This window comes from Streptomyces sp. NBC_01384 (assembly GCF_045040035.1).
In the GTDB taxonomy this organism is placed as follows: Bacteria; Actinomycetota; Actinomycetes; order Streptomycetales; family Streptomycetaceae; genus Streptomyces.
Genome location: NZ_CP109559.1, coordinates 1,231,473 through 1,249,719 on the forward strand (window position 1 = coordinate 1,231,473; position 18,247 = coordinate 1,249,719).

The window sequence follows — 18,247 nt, forward strand, 5'->3', positions numbered from 1 at the left end:
ATATATGGATCCCCATCGGAAAGACCTGTACCCGGACGTGACCGCTGCAGGCGGCCTTCTATCGGCGATAAAAGAGGCCGCGAAGCTGGGCAGAGGCGAAATCTGGCCGGTGCCCTGGATCACCGACGCCATCGTCATCGAGACGGCAAGGGGTCATGTGTCGGTCGTTCCCGCGACCGAGGAGCGTCTATTCCGGGTGCGTGTCCATATTCCCGGGTTCACCTGGGACATTCCCGGGTTCACCTGGGACATCGGCTCGACGGACGATCTCGGGTTGCTCGTGGAGGTGGTCATCGCATGGCGGGAAGGTGTGCCGTTCGACGAGTTGGCGGCGAGATTCACGTTCCTGGAGCTCGACGAGTTCGCCAGGGCGCTCGAGAGGGGAGAGCCCACTTCTTCGCAGTGGGCCGACCTTCTGTCGGCCGAATTCCACCGGAGACAATGGAACCTTCTGCGTCGCCTCCATGCGGATGAGGTACTGCGGAACATGTTCCCGGTAATGTCGCACGGTGCGGTCCGCCTGCGGGTGGATCTGTTCGACGGAGCGAGCCGTCAGGTCCGGGTGTATGAGCTGGACGGAGAGCGTTATGAAGTCTGCGCCGGGGTGCCCGGGGCCTCCTGGGTCGAGGTGCCGACCGGTGATCTGATCGCCTACCTGCGAGCTGCCCTGAACGAAGAGTGATCTCGACAGATCGCTGAGGTCGAACCCCGCCAGGTAATCCCTGGCGGGGTTTTCCTTCGTGATGTGCCCAGCATGGGCGATCGATTGGGCGCCTAGCCCTTCAGTTGTAGTTCGGCGATCAGGTTCACAGGGTAACTCCCTGTTATGGACGACTGGTCCGGCGATGTGGCACAAGTAGCTGAGTGGGATGCTGAGTTGGAGGAGTTGCTGCGGCAGGTCGGCGACGTCTTCCCCCGGGCGGATCTGCGGCGGCGGGCGAAGGCGTGTGTGCGCGGGCTGTTGGGCCCGGTCTCCCGCAAGAATGGCTGGCAGCTGGCCGAGTACGCCGGCTGGCGGCGCCCCGATGGGCAGCAGCACTTGCTGGACCGGGCGAAGTGGGACGTCGATGAGCTGCGCGACCGCGTCCGCCGGTATGCGCTGGACGGGCTGGCCGACAGCGCGGGCGGGGTGCTGGTCATCGATGAGACCGGGTTCGCCAAGAAGGGCAAGACTTCCGTTGGCGTGGCCCGGCAGTTCACCGGCTCACTCGGTGGCGTCTTTCCTTGCCAGATCGGGGTGTTCGCCGCGTGGGCCACCACTCGCGGGGCAACCCTGGTCGACCGGGAGATCTGCCTGCCGCAAGTCTGGACAGGCGATCGCGAGCGGTGCGCGGCTGCGCAGGTGCCCGAGACCGTCGGCTTCGCCACCAAACCCCGCCTCGCCGAGAAGATGATCGACCGGATTCTCCCCGGGCTTCCGGAGAGCACCTGGCTGGCCGCCGACGAGGTCTACGGTCGTGACGGCGGCTTCCGCTCCTTCGCCGAGAGCCGCCAACTGCCGTACGTGGTCAACGTCTCCAGCGCCCAAACAGTGCTGCCCCGACCGGGTTGGCGGCGTATCGACAAGCTGGCCGCCGCCGCGGACGACAGCGAGTGGCAGCTGATCGAAGCCGGCCCGAGCCAGACCGGCTCCCGCTGGTGGCAGTGGTGGGTCCGCCGGGTCGCCGACCCGGAGGAGCCCGTGGGCAGCGCGGTGCGGGGGCAGCCCTGGCCGAGCCGATGGATGATCGCCCGACGCCGCCCCGAAACGCCCGACGACCTCGACTACTACCTGGCTTGGGGCCCGGCCGGCACCCCGCCGGAACACCTGGCCCACGTCGCCGGCGCGCGCTGGCGGGTGGAAGACGCGATCAAACTCGGCAAGCATCAGTGCGGGCTGGCCGACTACGAGGTGCGCCACTGGCACGGCTGGTACCGGCACATCACCCTGTCGATGCTGGCCGCCGCATTCCTGGCGGTACAGGCCGCCACAGACGACGCCGACGCCCCCGCACCGCTCCGGGAAGCCCTCAGCGGTGACGAGCCTGATGAGGAGCCCAAAGGGGGGAGCACGAGGACATCATCAGCCCCGAACAGCTCATCCCCTACACCGCGGCCGAGATCCGCAAGCTCCTTACACTCATCCACCCGCCGCCCCCACCCGAGCACGGTCGGGCCGCCCACGGACTGTGGTGGTCACGCTGGCCACGACATCACCAGGCCGACGCCAACGAGCACCATCGCAGACGCCGGACTCGCGAACTCGCCCTGAACTACAACTGAAGGGCTAGGTAGGGCTCAGAATTGGCTCAAGTGCCGTTTCGGCAAACCGAGATCGCTGTATCACTCCAGACATGAGCGGACTCGATTGGGGAACCGTCCCCGCCTGGGCCAGTGCGATCGGAACGAGTGGGTCGCTCCTTCTGGGATTCACCATCCTGCTGCGGGACCGCAGAAGGCAGGAGCGGCAAGAGGCCCAGAAGGTGGTGACGCATCTCCATTTCCAGGATGGGCACGCATGGGTTCACCTGCTGAACACGGCGGACCGCCCCATTTCCTACCCCCATGTGATCACGGGTGGGCCTGAGCGTGAGATCGAATTCAGCGTGACCCGGCTCTCGTCCGGCAAGGAAGCCACCGTCTCTGTGCCTCGCTACGTCGACGGTGTCCGTAACCGCCCTCTTGCGGTGCGTTTCGTGGATGCCGACGGATACCAGTGGATCAGGGACTTGCAGTCGAACGATGTGCTTCGGCGGGACGGGTACCGTCGCGGGCATCCCAGTCTCCGTCTGCTCTTGCGCCGAAGTCACTGGTCAGCGTTCATGCTGTACGTGGGGCGTAGACGCGATCTACGCCGCTAGAAGAAGAACACGGCCCCGGAGCGTTCATGGGGCCGCTGCTTGCCGGACTCGGTGAGCCGGTGTCGGGCGAGGTCCGCCAGGAGGGCCGCCGCGTAGGCGTCCACCTTCCGGGCGCTCTCGCGGGACTCCTTGCCGAAGGACAGGCCGAAGCGGTTCGGGCGCCGTCGCGCGTTGAGCACGTGCCGCCGGAGCGTCTTGCCGAGCGGGAATCCGTCCCCGCCGTGGCGTATCTGCCGGTTTTCGATGGCGGACACGGGCCGCTCATTGGCGGCCGTCAGCTCCTGGAGCCCGCCGCGCATGTCCCGGCCGACTGCCGAGCGCGGAGACGCCCGGATCACCAGGCGGTCCCGGTAGTCCTCCGACCAGGCGTCAACGAAGGATTCCCACAGCGCGACGTCCGCGAAGAATGCGGACACGATGTACGTCTCCAGTGCGTGGCGGACTGCGTCGTCCACCTCCTGGCGGTCGACTTCCCACCCGTCGCCGGCTGGCCCGTCCGGGCGCTCCCACACACCAAAGGGCCAGACAAGGCGGTCCCGGAGACGCACCGCCACCAGGGCCGTGACGTCATCGCTCTTGCCGCCGTCGAACCCAAGCATGATTTCGTCACCGGGCTTCAGTTCGTCGTCCGTGGCGCAGGTGCCCCAGTCCTCCGGAGCTATGAGCTGGTCCTCAGCAGTCACCAACTGGTTGAGGAACATCCGCTGCGACCGGGCGCGCGGCATGACGCCGCTGTAGACCGTGGAGACGATCCAGTCGACGTCAAGCCATGTGGCGTCACCGCGGGCTGCGAGGATTCCGGCACGGAGCTGGTCCGGGTCCGCCAGGTCGACCGGCGGGGACTCCACGCTGTCGTAGTACGCCCCCGAATCGCGGGCCTTGCCCTCCGCGACCTTGGACCAGGCGTGCCAGGTCTGCTCGGCAACGGAGTCCTCACCGGGCAACGGCGCGTTCGTGATCCCCATGGTTCGGGCGCCGCCGCCACGGGACTTGCCGACGTTGCCCGCGATCGTCTGCGCCATCTCGTGGCCCTGGTTCGAACTCACCCAGTGGTGCGTCTCATTGAGGATCACGAACGTGGCACGTCCGCCTTCCAGCGTGCGCGGGGAGGACGTCACGGCCTCGATCACGCCGCCCCTGGCGGAGTAGATGATCTCCTTGCCGAGGTCTACGCCGTACTCCTCGACGAGTTCCACGGAGCACATGGGCGAGAAGAGGGGCATGGTGTTGCGGGTCTGGTCACGGCTGACAGCCGCTACCTGGACCCATGGGGCCTGATGCGGCACGGCATCCGGTCTGCCGTCCTCCCGCCAGCCGCCGAAGCGAGAGGGGCCGACGAACTCGACCAGGGCGAGCGACGCAAGAAACGGGTCCTTACCGGGGTAAGCCCCAGCCCTTCAGGCGTCGGATCGTTCCCTGTCTGCGGACGAACACCCCGGCGTCGTCGATCTCGAACCAGCGCAACAGGATGCGGACTTGTTCCGGCGTGTACCGCCAGGGCTTCCCGGCGTCCGGTCCGTCCGGCTGCAACAGGTAGCGGGCTGTCCAGTCCAGGACGTCCCACCCCAGCGTGCGCGTCTCCGGCGGCACGGTGTCCGGCCATGTGCGGATTGGCTCCAGCGTGAGGGCTGTCATGGGCTCACCTCCCCCCGAAGGTCGCGCCCGCGAGGGGCTTGCCCACCTCCTCACGTGAGGAGGTGCCATCGTCGATCAGTCGCCTGACTCCCCAGCCGCCTTGCGGTACGCCTCCATGAGCGTCACGCGGGCGGCCTCGCGCGGGTCCACTTCACCGCTCTGCCGCTCCAGCTCCACCCGGGCCCGGCGCCGCGCGCCCTCCGTGGTGAGAAGGTCCGTCATGCCGGACAGCACCGATTGGAAGAGCTGAGCGGAGAACCGGCCCTGTTGCAGGTTGCGGCTCATGGCCTCGGCGACGTAGTACGCGGTCGCCCAGTCCGACGCCTCGTAGAACATCGCCTGTCCGGACTCGGCCAGGGACGCGTACCAGTCCGCTGCGATCGGGTGCCATTCCTCGGCAGCCGGCGGGGGCTCGGAGGCCACTCCGCCGGGTGCCTTGGTGAGGGGTGGACCGTCGCTCTTGTTACGCCGTCGGCGCTGGTCCGACCGCTTCGGGACAGGGCCCGGCATGGCATCCGCCCCCTTCAATCTCTGCTACGGCTTCTCGGGTACGGGGAGGGCCTGGGTCGCCTTCTTTGGATCGCCCTTGACGAAGGTCAGGACGTACTGATGGATGCGATCGATCTTCCGGGAGGCTCGCCATTGCTGCGGCAGGCGCATGGCCGTCGTGCCGATGGAGTTCATCAGCACCGCATCGTTGTAGAGACGGACCCCGGCCGCCTCGTGTGCAGCGATCGTCAGCGGCGCCAACCCCCGTACGGCGCCGGACGAATTACGGACCTCACCCACCACCCACGTGGCGAACCGGTCCTCTGCCAGGCACCGGACGGACTCCGCGATGATCTCCTGATACGCCTCGGTGAACTCGCGCCACTTCATTGCGGACAGGTCCGCCGGGTGGTCCGAGTAGCGCTCCAGGTTGAAGCACGGCGGGCATGTGAAGACGTAGTCAAAGGACTCGTCCTTGAACTCCGGCAGCACGTCCGCCGCGTCGCCCTCGTGCCAGCGCGGCACCTCGGCCAGGAGGTCGCGCTCCTGCCAGTCCTCCGCCTGCTCCTCGTTGGCGTCGATCTGCGGCCCGGAGAGGTCAACGCCGTCGTACTGGTAGCCACCGTTCCCGGCAACCAGGCCCCGCACGGAGCCACCCGCGAACGGGTCGAGGATCCGCCCGCCCTCCGGGCAGTACCAGGCGTAATGCGTCTCAGCGAGAACTGGGTCAAAGGTTGAAGCCCCGTCCCCGCCCTTGAACTTGCGGAGCATGTCCGCCCCGAAGCCCCCCGGGGCAGCGTAGGTCTGTACGTGCTCCCGCCCGCGCTGGCTATCAAGGCCCAAGTCCTTCCAGGCCCGGCGCCGTTCGCGCCACGGGCCCAGGTCACTGCGCAGGATCGAGAACGGGTGGACGCCCGGCACCGCTCCGGGCGGCGCGGGCTCGGGCCCAAGGCCCTGCTCCGGAAAGAGTTCGAGAATGAGAGCCCCCATCAGTCATCGTGCGGCCCCGAGCCTTCACCCGCTCAAGGCCGTGGTTCTTGCTGCGCCGTCGGTGCTGATCACTGCGCTTCGGGACAGGGCCCGACATGGTGTCACCTCCCGTGGGTATCCTTGCGGAAAATGCAAACTGCATATTTTTGAGGGAGAGTTCTTGGAACCGCCAGTCATTGCGGCCTTTATCGTCTCTACCGTTGCAATAGCTACGAACGCGGGTGGCTGGGTCGTCAGCATTCGGCAAACCCACCGCAATGCTCGTGTCGAGCAGCGGCAATGGCGCCGAGAGACCCGTCGCGACGCCTACGCCGACCTAGTCACCTCATTTCAGGAGATTCAGAGGATCTACACAGAAACACCAGCGACCAAAGGCTTAGAAGAAGACGCCGACGAGTACATCACTCCCGATATGGCTGCTGCTCTCAGAGACCTCTACCTGAAGGCTGTTGCTGTGCGCTTTGAAGGTCCGTCGGTGATGCGTGATCTCGCCGTCGAGACCGTGGAGTGCGGCCATCGCTTTGCCGCAGCTTGGGTAGACGGCTATACAAACGATGAGCCGAAGAGGCCCTTCAGGTTTGATGAGGAAACGGAACGCATGCTAAAACAGCGGGCGTTCCCGCCCTTCGACCTGGATGAGGAACTGACTCGCGCCGTAGAACTTCAGGAGCGAATCATCGCTGAAGCGGAGAAAGTTCTACTTAGCGAGAGTGATCGGTGAAGCAATCAGCGGCGCCTCCTAACCCTTCAGTTGTAGTTCGGCGATCAGGTTCACAGGGTAACTCCCTGTTATGGACGACTGGTCCGGCGATGTGGCACAAGTAGCTGAGTGGGATGCTGAGTTGGAGGAGTTGCTGCGGCAGGTCGGCGACGTCTTCCCCCGGGCGGATCTGCGGCGGCGGGCGAAGGCGTGTGTGCGCGGGCTGTTGGGCCCGGTCTCCCGCAAGAATGGCTGGCAGCTGGCCGAGTACGCCGGCTGGCGGCGCCCCGATGGGCAGCAGCACTTGCTGGACCGGGCGAAGTGGGACGTCGATGAGCTGCGCGACCGCGTCCGCCGGTATGCGCTGGACGGGCTGGCCGACAGCGCGGGCGGGGTGCTGGTCATCGATGAGACCGGGTTCGCCAAGAAGGGCAAGACTTCCGTTGGCGTGGCCCGGCAGTTCACCGGCTCACTCGGTGGCGTCTTTCCTTGCCAGATCGGGGTGTTCGCCGCGTGGGCCACCACTCGCGGGGCAACCCTGGTCGACCGGGAGATCTGCCTGCCGCAAGTCTGGACAGGCGATCGCGAGCGGTGCGCGGCTGCGCAGGTGCCCGAGACCGTCGGCTTCGCCACCAAACCCCGCCTCGCCGAGAAGATGATCGACCGGATTCTCCCCGGGCTTCCGGAGAGCACCTGGCTGGCCGCCGACGAGGTCTACGGTCGTGACGGCGGCTTCCGCTCCTTCGCCGAGAGCCGCCAACTGCCGTACGTGGTCAACGTCTCCAGCGCCCAAACAGTGCTGCCCCGACCGGGTTGGCGGCGTATCGACAAGCTGGCCGCCGCCGCGGACGACAGCGAGTGGCAGCTGATCGAAGCCGGCCCGAGCCAGACCGGCTCCCGCTGGTGGCAGTGGTGGGTCCGCCGGGTCGCCGACCCGGAGGAGCCCGTGGGCAGCGCGGTGCGGGGGCAGCCCTGGCCGAGCCGATGGATGATCGCCCGACGCCGCCCCGAAACGCCCGACGACCTCGACTACTACCTGGCTTGGGGCCCGGCCGGCACCCCGCCGGAACACCTGGCCCACGTCGCCGGCGCGCGCTGGCGGGTGGAAGACGCGATCAAACTCGGCAAGCATCAGTGCGGGCTGGCCGACTACGAGGTGCGCCACTGGCACGGCTGGTACCGGCACATCACCCTGTCGATGCTGGCCGCCGCATTCCTGGCGGTACAGGCCGCCACAGACGACGCCGACGCCCCCGCACCGCTCCGGGAAGCCCTCAGCGGTGACGAGCCTGATGAGGAGCCCAAAGGGGGGAGCACGAGGACATCATCAGCCCCGAACAGCTCATCCCCTACACCGCGGCCGAGATCCGCAAGCTCCTTACACTCATCCACCCGCCGCCCCCACCCGAGCACGGTCGGGCCGCCCACGGACTGTGGTGGTCACGCTGGCCACGACATCACCAGGCCGACGCCAACGAGCACCATCGCAGACGCCGGACTCGCGAACTCGCCCTGAACTACAACTGAAGGGCTAATAGTGGAGTCGGGTATTGGCCCTCGCATCGGCCGGCAGCAGATTCCACGCCGGTTGCGGTCGGAAGCCGTCCGCAACCGCCCTGCTCGACGATGCCGTCGGGCGTCCCCCGTGCTTCACCGGACGGGATTCACCGACCGGGCCTGGGACTCATTCAGGCCGGGGGCGTGCTGCCCAAAGCGGCGGGATCGGGCCCGTCGGTCTGGAAAACCACGACTCCCCGGCCCCGGCCGCCGGGCCAATGCTGTCGGCTCGAACGGTCGTCCCCGAGCAGCACGGTGGGCAGGAGGCCGTCGGCGATGGCGTCGTCCAGGACGGCGCCCGGGCGGTCGCCGATCACCCAGACCGCCGTCACCAACGCCGGTTCGCCCTCCTCTGCCGTTCACCGTCGTTCCTGCAGGGCATCCCGCAAGGGGCGCGGCGAGGATAGCGGAGTGCCCGGGTTCTCTGGTTCGAATACTTCGGTGCACCGCCCGTCGCGCCAGTGCCCGAAGGTGTCCAGGCCGACTCGTTGCTGTCGACGGTAAGTGTCTCCCTGCCGCTGGAGAGCCGCGGCAATGTGCCGGGGATGGCGCTCAGAGCTCCCCATTCCTCGTAGCAGAACGACCAGTCGCCCAGCGAACCGACCCGCAGCACCGACTTGGGGGTCCCAGCCCGGTAAGCAACGGCGCCGAGGCGCACTGCCTCCAGCTTCGGCATGTTCTGGGCATCTCCCGGGAGTGCACCGAAGCAGACGAGCACGTCGTTCGGTGTGATGCCCCGGGTGACGGTGACGCACCACCCTCCGGCACGAACCCAGTTGAAAGAAGGCTCCGGCGGCGACTCTCGCATCTTTGCTCGTCCCTTCAGGGCTTGATCTGCGGCCTCCCTCACGTGGGTGTCGAGGTCGCCCACCAGTCGGGCGGCAGGGTCGCCACCCACGAGGTCCTCGAGTTCCGGCCGGTCCGCAAGCGCGACCAGCGCCGTCTGGGTGCGGTATGGGCCCCTCTTGCCGTACGCGCCCTCTACCCTCCGTGCAGGGAACCTGGGGGGTCACACCATCCGGGGACGGCCGGACAGGCGCCCAGTTTAGCGCTGAGCTGGGCAAAGCCTTCTGGGTCACCCCTGCGGACCACACAAACCCCGGCCCCGTGACGGACTGGCGACGGGTGGGGCCCTAGCCCGGAGCCCCGCCGGCTGCCATGCACCGATTACACGCGGGGCGCGGGCGAGGCCTGGGCCCCGTCGTTTGGGTGGTGTGATTGCCGTCGCTGTGCATATTCGTGTGGCCTTTTAGAGTCGTCTCGCTTTCTTCGATGGCGCTGGCGCGCCCTGACTGTGTGCGCCGTCTGGCGCCCGATGTGACACAAGCGGCCTCCATCGTGTGGCGATAGAGCCGTGCCTCGAGGAGGAACGTTCATGCAGGCCAGGAGGATCGGCGCGGTCGCCGCAACAGCAGTGGCGCTGGTGGCAGCCCGCGACCTTGTCCAGAAGCGGCACGCGCTGCTGCGGAACTTCCCGGTGATCGGGCACGCCCGGTACCTGCTGGAGACGATCGGGCCGGAGCTGCGGCAGTACATCGTGACCTCCAACGAGGAGGAGCGCCCCTTCAGCCGTGACCAGCGCACCTGGATCTACGCGTCGGCGAAGGAGGAGAACAACTACTTCGGGTTCGGCACCGAGGTCGACATCGAGCACGTCCAGGGGCACGCCTACCTGAAGCAGCGCACCTTCGCCGGCGCTCTGCCCGACGCGCACGACCCGCAGGCCCCGCTGCCCTCGGCCAAGGTGCTGGGCGGTCCGCGCGGGCGCGCCAAGGCCTTCCGGCCGGCGAGCGTCGTGAACATCTCGGCGATGAGCTTCGGCTCGCTCTCCGGCGCGGCCATCACGGCGCTCAACAAGGGAGCGGCGCTGGCGGGCACGATGCACAACACCGGCGAGGGCGGCCTGTCGCCGTACCACCGGGGCGGCGGCGACCTGGTGCTGCAGATCGGCACCTCGTACTTCGGCTGCCGCAACGAGGACGGCAGCTTCAACCTCGACAAGCTCAAGGACGTGGTCGCGAGCGCCCCCGTCAAGGCGATCGAGATCAAGCTCTCCCAGGGTGCCAAGCCGGGGCTGGGCGGGATGCTGCCGGGCGCCAAGGTGACCCCGGAGATCGCCGAAATCCGCGGCATCCCCGTCGGCAAGGACTGCGCCTCCCCGTCGCGGCACACCGCGTTCAGCGACGTCGACTCGATGCTCGACTTCGTCGAGCTGCTCGCCACCGAGACCGGTCTGCCGGTCGGGGTCAAGAGCGCGGTGGGAGAGATGGGCTTCTGGCAGGAGCTGGCCACGCTGATGGCGCGTGGCGACCGTGGCGTCGACTTCGTGACCATCGATGGCAGCGAGGGCGGCACCGGAGCGGCGCCGCGGATCTTCGCCGACTCGGTGTCGTTGCCGTTCCGGATGGGCTTCTCCCGGGTCTACGGCACCTTCGCCGAGCTCGGGCTCACCGACGACCTGACCTTCATCGCCTCCGGCAAGCTCGGCCTGCCCGAGAACGCCGCGGTCGCCTTCGCCCTGGGCGCCGACATAATCAACGTGGCCCGTGAGGCGATGCTGTCCATCGGCTGCATCCAGTCGCAGAAGTGCCACACCGACAAGTGCCCCACCGGCATCGCCACCCAGAACCAGTGGCTGGCCCGCGGCCTGGACCCGACCTCGAAGGCCACCCGGACCGCCGTCTACCTGCGCACCCTGCGCAGGGAGCTGATGAAGGTCTCGTCGGCTGTCGGCGTCGCCCACCCGGGACTCATCACCGCCGACGACATCGAGATCATGAACGGCGACTACGAGGCCCGCACCCTGGCCGACGTCTACGGCTACAAGGACGGCTGGGGCGAGCTCGGCCCGCACCTTGCCAAGGAGATCACCGAGCTGCTCGTCTCCACGCCGACCTCCACGAACACCCGGCCGGAGTGATCGCAACGTGTCCGAAGAAGTGAGATTCAAGAGCGTCGTCGGCCCCGAGCTGGCCGGGTCGATCGACCTGCCGGAGGGCGAGGTCCGGGGCTGGGGGATCTTCGTCCACGGATTCACGCTCGGCAGGAACTCGCCGGCCGCCTCGCGGGTCAGCAAGCAGTTGGCCCGCGAGGGGATCGGCATGCTGCGCTACGACAACCTCGGGATCGGAGACTCCGACGGCGACTGGGGTGACGGTTCCTTCACCGTCAAGGTCCAGGACACCGTCCGCGCGGCAAACCTGATGGCAGAGCGGGGGACTCCGGCGGATCTGCTGGTGGGTCACTCGTGGGGAGGCGCCGCCGCCATCGCCGCGGCGGCCGAGGCAACCGGCGTCCGCGCGGTCGCCACAATCGGGGCGCCCGCCGACCCCAGCCACGTGGAGCACCAGTACGACGCGGTCGTGGACCGCGTGCTCAGTGAGGGGCAGCACGAGTGGTTCGTCGGCGGGCGGACCCTGGTCCTCAAGCGCGCCTTCGTCGAGGACGTCCGCCGTGCCCGTCTGCACGAGCGGGTGCGCGAGTTGGACCAGCCGCTGCTCGTGATGCACTCGCCCACCGACGACACCGTCGATATCGCCAACGCCGGGGAGATCTTCCGCAAGGCGCGGCACCCGCGAAGCTTCGTCTCGCTCGAAGGAGCAGACCACCTCCTGACCGCACCAGGGCAGGCGCAGCGAGCCGCCCACATCATCAGCGCCTGGGCCGACCAGTACATCCACGCCTCACGACCCGCAGGAAAGGGCATTTTGGGTGCTTGAGAGGTCGTTTTCGCCTGATTAGAGCGGCTTCAGGCGCCCCAGTACTGCGCTCTCGCCTCTCGTGTGACAGGCCCGTCCGCGACGAGACGAGATCAATCTCCTATACGGAACACCTTGGAGCGAGGCAGACTTTAGTGGTTGAGACTGGCAAACCGGGCTGCCGCGCGATCTCACCAGCCGCAGGGGCGCAGTGACGCCTCAGAAGTCACACCTCGGCGGTGGAGCTATTTTTCAAGTTCTTGATCTTGCGCAGGCAGAGGTCTATGAGAGGCTCGACGGCCATGGGTGTCGCACCGTCCGGGGACGGCCGCCCGGCCAAGCGTCCGGAGCTGCTGCCGTACGAGGGGCCCGCGGCCTAGCCACAACGGCTGAGCGGGCCCGACGGGGTAGACATACGGGTGGAAGGGAGCCCCATGTCCACCACCGTGATCAACCTCAAGGGCCGCATCCACGACTTCGGCCCCCGGCTGGAACACGCCCCCGCGGACCTCGTCTACATCGGCCGCCGCTGGACCATCGGCCACTGGGACCTCCCACAGCACCCGCTCTACAACCCGTTCGCCCCCGACACCCCCACCAAGAAGCGCGACGGAACCCGCGCCGAGATCATGGAGAAGTACCGGGCGTACCTCCTTGAACGCCCCGAACTCCTCGCCCAGGTGCCCGCGCTGCGCGGCAAGACGCTGGCCTGTTGGTGCGCACCCGAGCTGTGCCACGGGGACATCCTGGCGGAGATCGCGGACGGCTCCGCGCCGCTCTCGTAGGTTCCCACGAATCACCCCGTGGCGCTGGCCTGCAGGAATCGCCAGTAGAATCCGTACACGTGACTGCTGCGCCTGCAAAGCCCCGTATCCCCAACGTCCTCGCCGGACGCTACGCCTCCGCCGAGCTCGCCACGCTCTGGTCCCCCGAGCAGAAGGTGAAACTGGAGCGTCAGCTCTGGCTCGCCGTGCTGCGGGCGCAGAAGGATCTCGGCATCGAGGTGCCGGACGCCGCCATCGCCGACTACGAGCGGGTGCTCGACCAGGTCGACCTGGCCTCGATCGCCGAGCGCGAGAAGGTCACGCGGCACGACGTGAAGGCGCGGATCGAGGAGTTCAACGACCTCGCCGGGCACGAGCAGGTGCACAAGGGCATGACGTCCCGGGACCTCACCGAGAACGTCGAGCAGCTGCAGATCCGGCTCTCGCTCGAGCTGATGCGCGACCGTACGGTGGCCGTGCTGGCGCGGCTCGGCAAGCTGGCCGGCGAGTACGGCGAGCTGGTCATGGCCGGCCGGTCGCACAATGTGGCGGCGCAGGCCACCACCCTCGGCAAGCGCTTCGCGACCGCCGCCGACGAGCTGCTCGTCGCGTACGGCCGGGTCGAGGAGCTGCTCCGCCGCTACCCGCTGCGCGGCATCAAGGGCCCGGTCGGCACGGCGCAGGACATGCTGGACCTGCTGGGCGGGGACGCGGCGAAGCTCGCGGAGCTGGAGCAGCGGATCGCCGGGCACCTCGGCTTCTCGCAGGCGTTCACGTCCGTCGGCCAGGTCTACCCGCGCTCGCTCGACTACGAGGTCGTGACCGCGCTGGTGCAGCTGGCGGCCGCCCCGTCCTCGCTGGCCAAGACGATCCGGCTGATGGCCGGGCACGAGCTGGTGACCGAGGGCTTCAAGCCGGGCCAGGTCGGCTCCTCCGCGATGCCGCACAAGATGAACACCCGCTCCTGCGAGCGCGTCAACGGCCTCATGGTGATCCTGCGCGGCTACGCCTCGATGACCGGCGAGCTGGCGGGCGACCAGTGGAACGAGGGCGACGTGTCGTGCTCGGTCGTGCGCCGGGTCGCGCTGCCCGACGCGTTCTTCGCGCTGGACGGTCTGCTGGAGACCTTCCTCACCGTCCTCGACGAGTTCGGCGCCTTCCCGGCCGTCGTCGCCCGCGAGCTGGACCGCTACCTGCCGTTCCTCGCGACGACCAAGGTCCTGATGGGCGCGGTGCGCGCGGGCGTCGGCCGCGAGGTCGCGCACGAGGCGATCAAGGAGAACGCCGTCGCCTCGGCCCTCGCGATGCGCGAGCAGGGCGCCGAGCGCAACGAGCTGCTCGACAAGCTCGCCGCCGACGAGCGCATCCCGCTCGACCGTGTGCAGCTCGACGAGCTGATGGCCGACAAGCTCTCCTTCACCGGCGCCGCTGCCGACCAGGTCGCCGCCGTCGTCGGCCGTATCGAGGAGATCGTGAAGCAGCACCCGGAGGCCGCGGGCTACACGCCGGGGGCGATCCTCTGACGCGGCTCACCCCCGCGGACCTGGAGGCCGCCCGCGACCGGCTGGTGCCGGATGTCGTCGCGGGCGGCCTCCAGGTGCTTTTCTGTGGCATCAATCCGGGGTTGATGACCGCCGCGACGGGCTATCACTTCGCCCGTCCCGGCAACCGGTTCTGGCCCGTACTGCATCTGTCGGGGTTCACTCCTCGTCTGATGAAGCCGTCGGAGCAGGGCGAGTTGCTGTCGTACGGGCTCGGCATCACGAACGTGGTGGCGCGCGCGACCGCCCGGGCCGACGAGCTCACCGCGGAGGAGTACCGCGAGGGCGGGCGGCTGCTGAGTGCCAAGGTGGAGCGGCTACGGCCGGGCTGGCTGGCGGTGGTGGGTGTGACGGCGTACCGGGCGGCTTTCGGCGACCGCAAGGCTGTCATCGGCCCGCAGGAGCGGACCATCGGGGCCAGCCGGGTGTGGGTGCTTCCCAACCCCAGTGGGCTCAACGCGCATTGGACGGCGGCGACGATGGCCGAGGAGTACGAACGGCTGCGGGCGGCTGCCACCGAGGGCTAGTGGATCAGGTCACGGTGGGTCTGCCTCCGCGACCACGGCCAGGAGCTGGAACGGCCATTCCTTGTCCCACTGCGAAACACCGAGGGCGACCCAGCGGCCGTGCCCGTCCGTCCTCCAAAGGTGCACGTCGGGCACATGTCCGCTCAGGATGCCCCAGGGCTGAGGTATGTCCTCACCGTCCATCGTCCTGTCGAGCACGCTCGACAGGCTGAAGGCCTGGGGGCGCCCCCAGCGGTGGCTGAGCAGCTCCGAGAGGCCGTCCCGATCGGTCGCGTACTGCTCCGCCGCCGCTTCCCGGGCCGTGCCGTCGTCCTCCCAGAATTCCTCGCTCGTCGCCAACTCGGCGATGAGGTAACCGGGTCCCGCGTCGCCGACGTCCGACCGGCTGTGCTCCGGGGGGAAGTCCTCGGAGCACAGCCTCAGGATCGTGGCGAGGTGCTGCTCGCTGGTCATGAGATCCAGTAAAGCGGCTGCCACTGACAATTGGTGTACCGTCAGCGGGTCGTGGCCACGGGGTCGGCCGTCAGCGGGCCATGGCCATGGGGGGCCGTCCGTCGGCGGGTCAGGCGTCGCGGCGCCGCAGGCTCCACGCTCCGCCCCCGAGGGCCGCTGCCGCCCAGGCCGCGGTCACCGCGAGCCCCGACCAGGGTCCGAGAGCACCGTCCCACGTCTCGTGGAGGACGGCCTGGCCCGCCTTGTCCGGCAGGAAGTCGGCGACGGTGCCCGACGCTCCCCCAATGACGAAAGAGACGATCAGCAGGAACGGGATCAGGATGCTCAAGGTGGCGACCCCGCTGCGCAGGACGGCCGCGAGCCCCGCCGCGAGTAGTGCCATGAGCGTCAGGTAGATGCCGCAGCCGACCACGCCACGGAGCTCTTCGCCCGAGGTCAGCCCGCTCGCCCTGGTTCCGAGCACCCCCTTGCCCACCATCAGGCTCACAGCCCCCGTGACCAGACCGAGGGTCAGCACGGGCACGCCGATCGCGACCGCCTTGGCCGCGAACCATGGCCCCCGCCGGGGCACCGCGGCCAGCGACACCCGCAACGCACCGCCCTGGAACTCGGCCGAGACGGCCTGCGCGCCGAAGGTGATCGCCGCGATCTGCCCGAAGCCGACGCCGAAGAACGCCGAGAACAGCGGATCGAAGTCCGGGTCCCCGGAGTCGTCGAGACCGGCGAGCGCGGAGAAGACCGCCGTCAGGACGAGCACGGCGGACAGTCCCACGACGAGCGACCGCAGCGTACGGATCTTGATCCACTCCGCGCGGAGTGCGGGTGCGAAGGTCATGGTCGGGCCTCCTGTGGCTGCGTCGGGGACGGTAGGGCCGAGAACTCGGTCTCGGTGGCGGTCAGGTCGAGATAGGCCTGCTCCAACGTGCCCTCCTCCGCAGTGAGTTCGAGGATCGGCACGCCCGCCCCGGACATGAGGTGCCCGATGTCCTCCACGCGCGCGTGGAGCACGGTCCACCGTCCTCCCTCGCCCTCGACGGCCTCGTGACCGTGCCGTGCGAGCAGGGCGCCCAACGCGCCGCCGTCCGTGGTGCGCACTCGTACGCGGGGCCGCACGCGCGCGTGGATGAACTCCCGCACGGGGGTCTCGGCGAGGAGTCTGCCCCGGCCGAGGACGACGAGGTGGTCGGCGAAGGACGCGGTCTCGGCCATGAGATGGCTGGAGACCAGCACGGTGCGACCCTCCCCGGCCAGTCGGCGCAGCAACTCGCGGATCCAGATGATCCCTTCGGGGTCGAGCCCGTTCGACGGTTCGTCGAGCAGCACCACGGAAGGGTCCCCGAGGAGCGCGGCCGCGATGCCCAGGCGCTGTCGCATGCCCAGGGAGTAGGTCTTCACCCGGCGCCGCGCGACGGACGCGAGCCCCGTCTCCTCCAGCACCGCGTCCACCCGGCGTTCGGGGACGCGGTTACTCGCGGCGAGCGCCCTCAGATGGTCGCGGGCGGTGCGCGAACCGTGCGGGGCACCCGCGTCGAGCAGGGCCCCGACGTGGCGCAGGGGCTCGTCGAGCGTGGCGTAGGCGCGGCCGCCGACGGTGGCGGTGCCGGACGTGGGCCGGTCCAGGCCGAGCACGAGCCGCATGGTGGTGGACTTTCCGGCGCCGTTGGGTCCGAGGAAGCCGGTGACGCGACCGGGAAGCACGCTGAAGGTGAGGTCGTCCACGGCGCGCCGACTGCCGTAATCCTTGGTCAGGTTCTGGACGTCGATGCTGGTCATGGCCTCAGCGTGGCGACTGTTGACCGGCCGGTGCCTCCCCCGCTAGTGGAGATCCTCTCCCCCACTCGGGGGAGGCCCGTTGTCGGTGCCGGCTGGCACGATGACGCAATGGCCCGCTTTCTGCGCCCCCTGCTCCGGGGGACGACGTACACGCGCTTGCTGCACCTGTGGGTGCCGATGCTGTTCGTCAGTGTGTGGCTGTTCATCGACATGTCGAGGCCGTGGGTGCCCGCGGTGCTGTTGATCCCGCTGGGGCTGATCCCGGCCGTGCGGCGGGGCGAGGGCGTGCAGGCGCAGTTCATGCTGGCGCCGGACGAGCGGGACGGCCGGGACGCGGCGATCTCGGTCGCGCCCGCGGCCACCTGGCGGGACCGGTCGCGGACCATTCTCTGGCTCGAGGTACGGATGGGTCTCGGGGCGGTGGCGACGTGCGTCTCCGTCTGGATGCCCGCGGCCGCCGTAGAACTCGTCGGGGCGGCGTTCGGCCGCGGCCTCGACGTCCCGCTGCTGCCGGTGTCGCTCCCGCCCTGGGTCTACGCCCTGCTCGTACCGCTGCCGCTGCTCGCCCTGTACGGCGCGGTGGTCGGTCTCGGTGAGCTGATCACGGCGATCGCGCGTAGGCTGCTCGGTCCCTCCCCCGCCGAGCGGCTCGCCGCCCTGGAGGAGCGCACCGAGCAGCTCCTGGAACGCACGCGCATCGCCCGTGAGCTGCACGACTCGATCGGCCACGCGCTGACCGTGGCGGTGGTGCAGGCGGGCGCGGCGCGGGCGGCCGGCGACCCCGCGTTCACCGACCGGGCGCTGCTTGCCATCGAGAACACCGGCCGGGCCGCCCTGGAGGACCTGGAGCGGGTCCTCGGCGTGCTGCGCGAGGCGGGGCGCCCCGCGAGCGGGCGACCCACGCTGACCGAGGCCGACCGGCTCCTGGAGTCGGCGCGTGCCTCGGGTGCGAAGGTCGACGCCGAGGTGGCGGGTGCGTTGGAGGCCGTGCCGGGACCGGTGTCCCGGGAGGGCTATCGCATCCTCCAGGAGTCCCTCACCAACGTGCTGCGGCACGCGGGGAGCGTGCCGGTCCGGGTCCGTATAGCGGTCGCCGACGGCACGCTCGGCCTGGAGGTCCGCAATCCGCTGACGGCCGATGTACCCGGACCGGGCCGCGGCAGTGGCCTTCGGGGCATACGGGAGCGGGCGGCTCTGCTCGGCGGGCGGGCACGGACGGGGCCGGACGAGGGTGACTGGCAGGTGCGGGTGGAGCTGCCGTTGCGCTGATCTACCCTGGC

General features: G+C 69.0%; 19 protein-coding genes and 1 pseudogene. 12 read left to right on the forward strand and 8 right to left on the reverse strand.

All coding sequences use genetic code 11. From position 1 onward, the window contains the following. The first annotated feature begins 4 nt into the window (after positions 1-4). The 3 genes from OG747_RS05360 to OG747_RS05370 all read left to right on the forward strand — a co-directional run bounded on the left by OG747_RS05360 (position 5) and on the right by OG747_RS05370 (position 2,840). Positions 5-682 carry a hypothetical protein gene (locus OG747_RS05360; RefSeq protein WP_405878136.1) on the forward strand — a complete coding sequence of 226 codons (678 nt, stop codon included), beginning with the start codon at positions 5-7 and terminating at the stop codon, positions 680-682. Positions 683-826: 144 nt separating this feature from the next. After that, on the forward strand, positions 827-2,251 hold the full coding sequence (locus OG747_RS05365) for an IS701 family transposase (protein ID WP_405878137.1): 1,425 nt from the start codon (positions 827-829) through the stop codon (positions 2,249-2,251). An 82-nt stretch (positions 2,252-2,333) separates the two neighbouring features. Next, positions 2,334-2,840 carry a hypothetical protein gene (locus OG747_RS05370; RefSeq protein WP_405878138.1) on the forward strand — a complete coding sequence of 169 codons (507 nt, stop codon included), beginning with the start codon at positions 2,334-2,336 and terminating at the stop codon, positions 2,838-2,840. On the opposite strand, the gene OG747_RS05375 is transcribed toward OG747_RS05370, so the two are convergent. The 4 genes from OG747_RS05375 to OG747_RS05390 all read right to left on the reverse strand — a co-directional run bounded on the left by OG747_RS05375 (position 2,837) and on the right by OG747_RS05390 (position 5,954). After that, positions 2,837-4,126, reverse strand: coding sequence for a terminase (locus OG747_RS05375; protein ID WP_405878139.1), 1,290 nt, complete (start codon positions 4,124-4,126; stop codon positions 2,837-2,839). The genes OG747_RS05370 and OG747_RS05375 overlap by 4 nt on opposite strands. An 88-nt stretch (positions 4,127-4,214) precedes the next feature. Further along, a complete protein-coding gene (locus OG747_RS05380) occupies positions 4,215-4,475 on the reverse strand; it encodes a hypothetical protein (protein ID WP_405878140.1) in 261 nt (86 codons plus the stop codon). A gap of 75 nt (positions 4,476-4,550) precedes the next feature. After that, on the reverse strand, positions 4,551-4,985 hold the full coding sequence (locus OG747_RS05385; protein ID WP_405878141.1) for a hypothetical protein: 435 nt from the start codon (positions 4,983-4,985) through the stop codon (positions 4,551-4,553). A 24-nt stretch (positions 4,986-5,009) separates the two neighbouring features. Then, a complete protein-coding gene (locus tag OG747_RS05390) occupies positions 5,010-5,954 on the reverse strand; it encodes a methyltransferase domain-containing protein (RefSeq protein ID WP_405878142.1) in 945 nt (314 codons plus the stop codon). A gap of 160 nt (positions 5,955-6,114) precedes the next feature. Here OG747_RS05390 and OG747_RS05395 point away from each other — a divergent pair, with 160 nt between their 5' ends. Beyond that, the gene (locus OG747_RS05395) at positions 6,115-6,675 is read left to right on the forward strand and encodes a hypothetical protein (RefSeq protein ID WP_405878143.1); all 561 of its coding nucleotides are present in this window, start codon (positions 6,115-6,117) and stop codon (positions 6,673-6,675) included. 70 nt (positions 6,676-6,745) lie between these two features. Next, a complete protein-coding gene (locus tag OG747_RS05400) occupies positions 6,746-8,170 on the forward strand; it encodes an IS701 family transposase (RefSeq protein ID WP_405878137.1) in 1,425 nt (474 codons plus the stop codon). Positions 8,171-8,342: 172 nt separating this feature from the next. On the opposite strand, the gene OG747_RS05405 is transcribed toward OG747_RS05400, so the two are convergent. Then, on the reverse strand, positions 8,343-8,546 hold the full coding sequence (locus OG747_RS05405; RefSeq protein ID WP_405878144.1) for a hypothetical protein: 204 nt from the start codon (positions 8,544-8,546) through the stop codon (positions 8,343-8,345). 682 nt (positions 8,547-9,228) lie between these two features. Here OG747_RS05405 and OG747_RS05410 point away from each other — a divergent pair. The 6 genes and pseudogenes from OG747_RS05410 to mug all read left to right on the forward strand — a co-directional run. Beyond that, positions 9,229-9,348: pseudogene (locus OG747_RS05410) on the forward strand (SGNH/GDSL hydrolase family protein); the annotation flags it as partial. A 238-nt stretch (positions 9,349-9,586) separates the two neighbouring features. Then, entirely contained in the window at positions 9,587-11,131 is a 1,545-nt protein-coding gene (locus OG747_RS05415; protein ID WP_405878145.1) for an FMN-binding glutamate synthase family protein, read from the forward strand. A 7-nt stretch (positions 11,132-11,138) separates the two neighbouring features. Beyond that, positions 11,139-11,930 (forward strand): alpha/beta hydrolase family protein, encoded by a 792-nt coding sequence (locus OG747_RS05420; RefSeq protein WP_405878146.1) that lies wholly within the window; start codon positions 11,139-11,141, stop codon positions 11,928-11,930. A gap of 413 nt (positions 11,931-12,343) precedes the next feature. Continuing rightward, positions 12,344-12,694: a DUF4326 domain-containing protein gene (locus OG747_RS05425; RefSeq protein WP_405878147.1), complete on the forward strand. Its 351-nt coding sequence runs from the start codon at positions 12,344-12,346 to the stop codon at positions 12,692-12,694. Between the two features lie 59 nt (positions 12,695-12,753). Beyond that, positions 12,754-14,196: an adenylosuccinate lyase gene (gene purB / locus OG747_RS05430; protein WP_405878148.1), complete on the forward strand. Its 1,443-nt coding sequence runs from the start codon at positions 12,754-12,756 to the stop codon at positions 14,194-14,196. Continuing rightward, positions 14,193-14,741 carry a G/U mismatch-specific DNA glycosylase gene (mug, locus tag OG747_RS05435; RefSeq protein WP_405885453.1) on the forward strand — a complete coding sequence of 183 codons (549 nt, stop codon included), beginning with the start codon at positions 14,193-14,195 and terminating at the stop codon, positions 14,739-14,741. The genes purB and mug overlap by 4 nt, the downstream gene beginning before the upstream one ends. A gap of 9 nt (positions 14,742-14,750) precedes the next feature. Here the strand turns inward: mug and OG747_RS05440 are convergent, their stop codons facing one another. From OG747_RS05440 to OG747_RS05450, 3 genes are all read right to left on the reverse strand, one after another. After that, positions 14,751-15,194, reverse strand: coding sequence for a hypothetical protein (locus OG747_RS05440; RefSeq protein WP_405878149.1), 444 nt, complete (start codon positions 15,192-15,194; stop codon positions 14,751-14,753). A gap of 109 nt (positions 15,195-15,303) precedes the next feature. Next, positions 15,304-16,029, reverse strand: coding sequence for an ABC transporter permease subunit (locus OG747_RS05445; RefSeq protein ID WP_405878150.1), 726 nt, complete (start codon positions 16,027-16,029; stop codon positions 15,304-15,306). Continuing rightward, the gene (locus OG747_RS05450; RefSeq protein ID WP_405878151.1) at positions 16,026-16,967 is read right to left on the reverse strand and encodes an ABC transporter ATP-binding protein; all 942 of its coding nucleotides are present in this window, start codon (positions 16,965-16,967) and stop codon (positions 16,026-16,028) included. Before OG747_RS05450 ends, OG747_RS05445 begins: the two co-directional genes overlap by 4 nt. Positions 16,968-17,075: 108 nt before the next feature. Between OG747_RS05450 and OG747_RS05455 the strand changes: the two genes are divergently transcribed. Next, positions 17,076-18,236, forward strand: a complete 1,161-nt coding sequence (locus OG747_RS05455) for a sensor histidine kinase (protein WP_405878152.1) — start codon at positions 17,076-17,078, stop codon at positions 18,234-18,236. The last annotated feature ends 11 nt before the right edge of the window (positions 18,237-18,247 follow it).

Coding starts and splice junctions, on each gene's coding strand:
- OG747_RS05360 (WP_405878136.1), top strand. CDS start 5: ATGGATCCCCATCGGAAAGACCTGTACCCGGACGTGACCGCTGCAGGC.
- OG747_RS05365 (WP_405878137.1), top strand. CDS start 827: ATGGACGACTGGTCCGGCGATGTGGCACAAGTAGCTGAGTGGGATGCT.
- OG747_RS05370 (WP_405878138.1), top strand. CDS start 2,334: ATGAGCGGACTCGATTGGGGAACCGTCCCCGCCTGGGCCAGTGCGATC.
- OG747_RS05380 (WP_405878140.1), bottom strand. CDS start 4,475: ATGACAGCCCTCACGCTGGAGCCAATCCGCACATGGCCGGACACCGTG.
- OG747_RS05385 (WP_405878141.1), bottom strand. CDS start 4,985: ATGCCGGGCCCTGTCCCGAAGCGGTCGGACCAGCGCCGACGGCGTAAC.
- OG747_RS05390 (WP_405878142.1), bottom strand. CDS start 5,954: ATGGGGGCTCTCATTCTCGAACTCTTTCCGGAGCAGGGCCTTGGGCCC.
- OG747_RS05400 (WP_405878137.1), top strand. CDS start 6,746: ATGGACGACTGGTCCGGCGATGTGGCACAAGTAGCTGAGTGGGATGCT.
- OG747_RS05415 (WP_405878145.1), top strand. CDS start 9,587: ATGCAGGCCAGGAGGATCGGCGCGGTCGCCGCAACAGCAGTGGCGCTG.
- OG747_RS05425 (WP_405878147.1), top strand. CDS start 12,344: ATGTCCACCACCGTGATCAACCTCAAGGGCCGCATCCACGACTTCGGC.
- OG747_RS05440 (WP_405878149.1), bottom strand. CDS start 15,194: ATGACCAGCGAGCAGCACCTCGCCACGATCCTGAGGCTGTGCTCCGAG.
- OG747_RS05445 (WP_405878150.1), bottom strand. CDS start 16,029: ATGACCTTCGCACCCGCACTCCGCGCGGAGTGGATCAAGATCCGTACG.
- OG747_RS05450 (WP_405878151.1), bottom strand. CDS start 16,967: ATGACCAGCATCGACGTCCAGAACCTGACCAAGGATTACGGCAGTCGG.
- OG747_RS05455 (WP_405878152.1), top strand. CDS start 17,076: ATGGCCCGCTTTCTGCGCCCCCTGCTCCGGGGGACGACGTACACGCGC.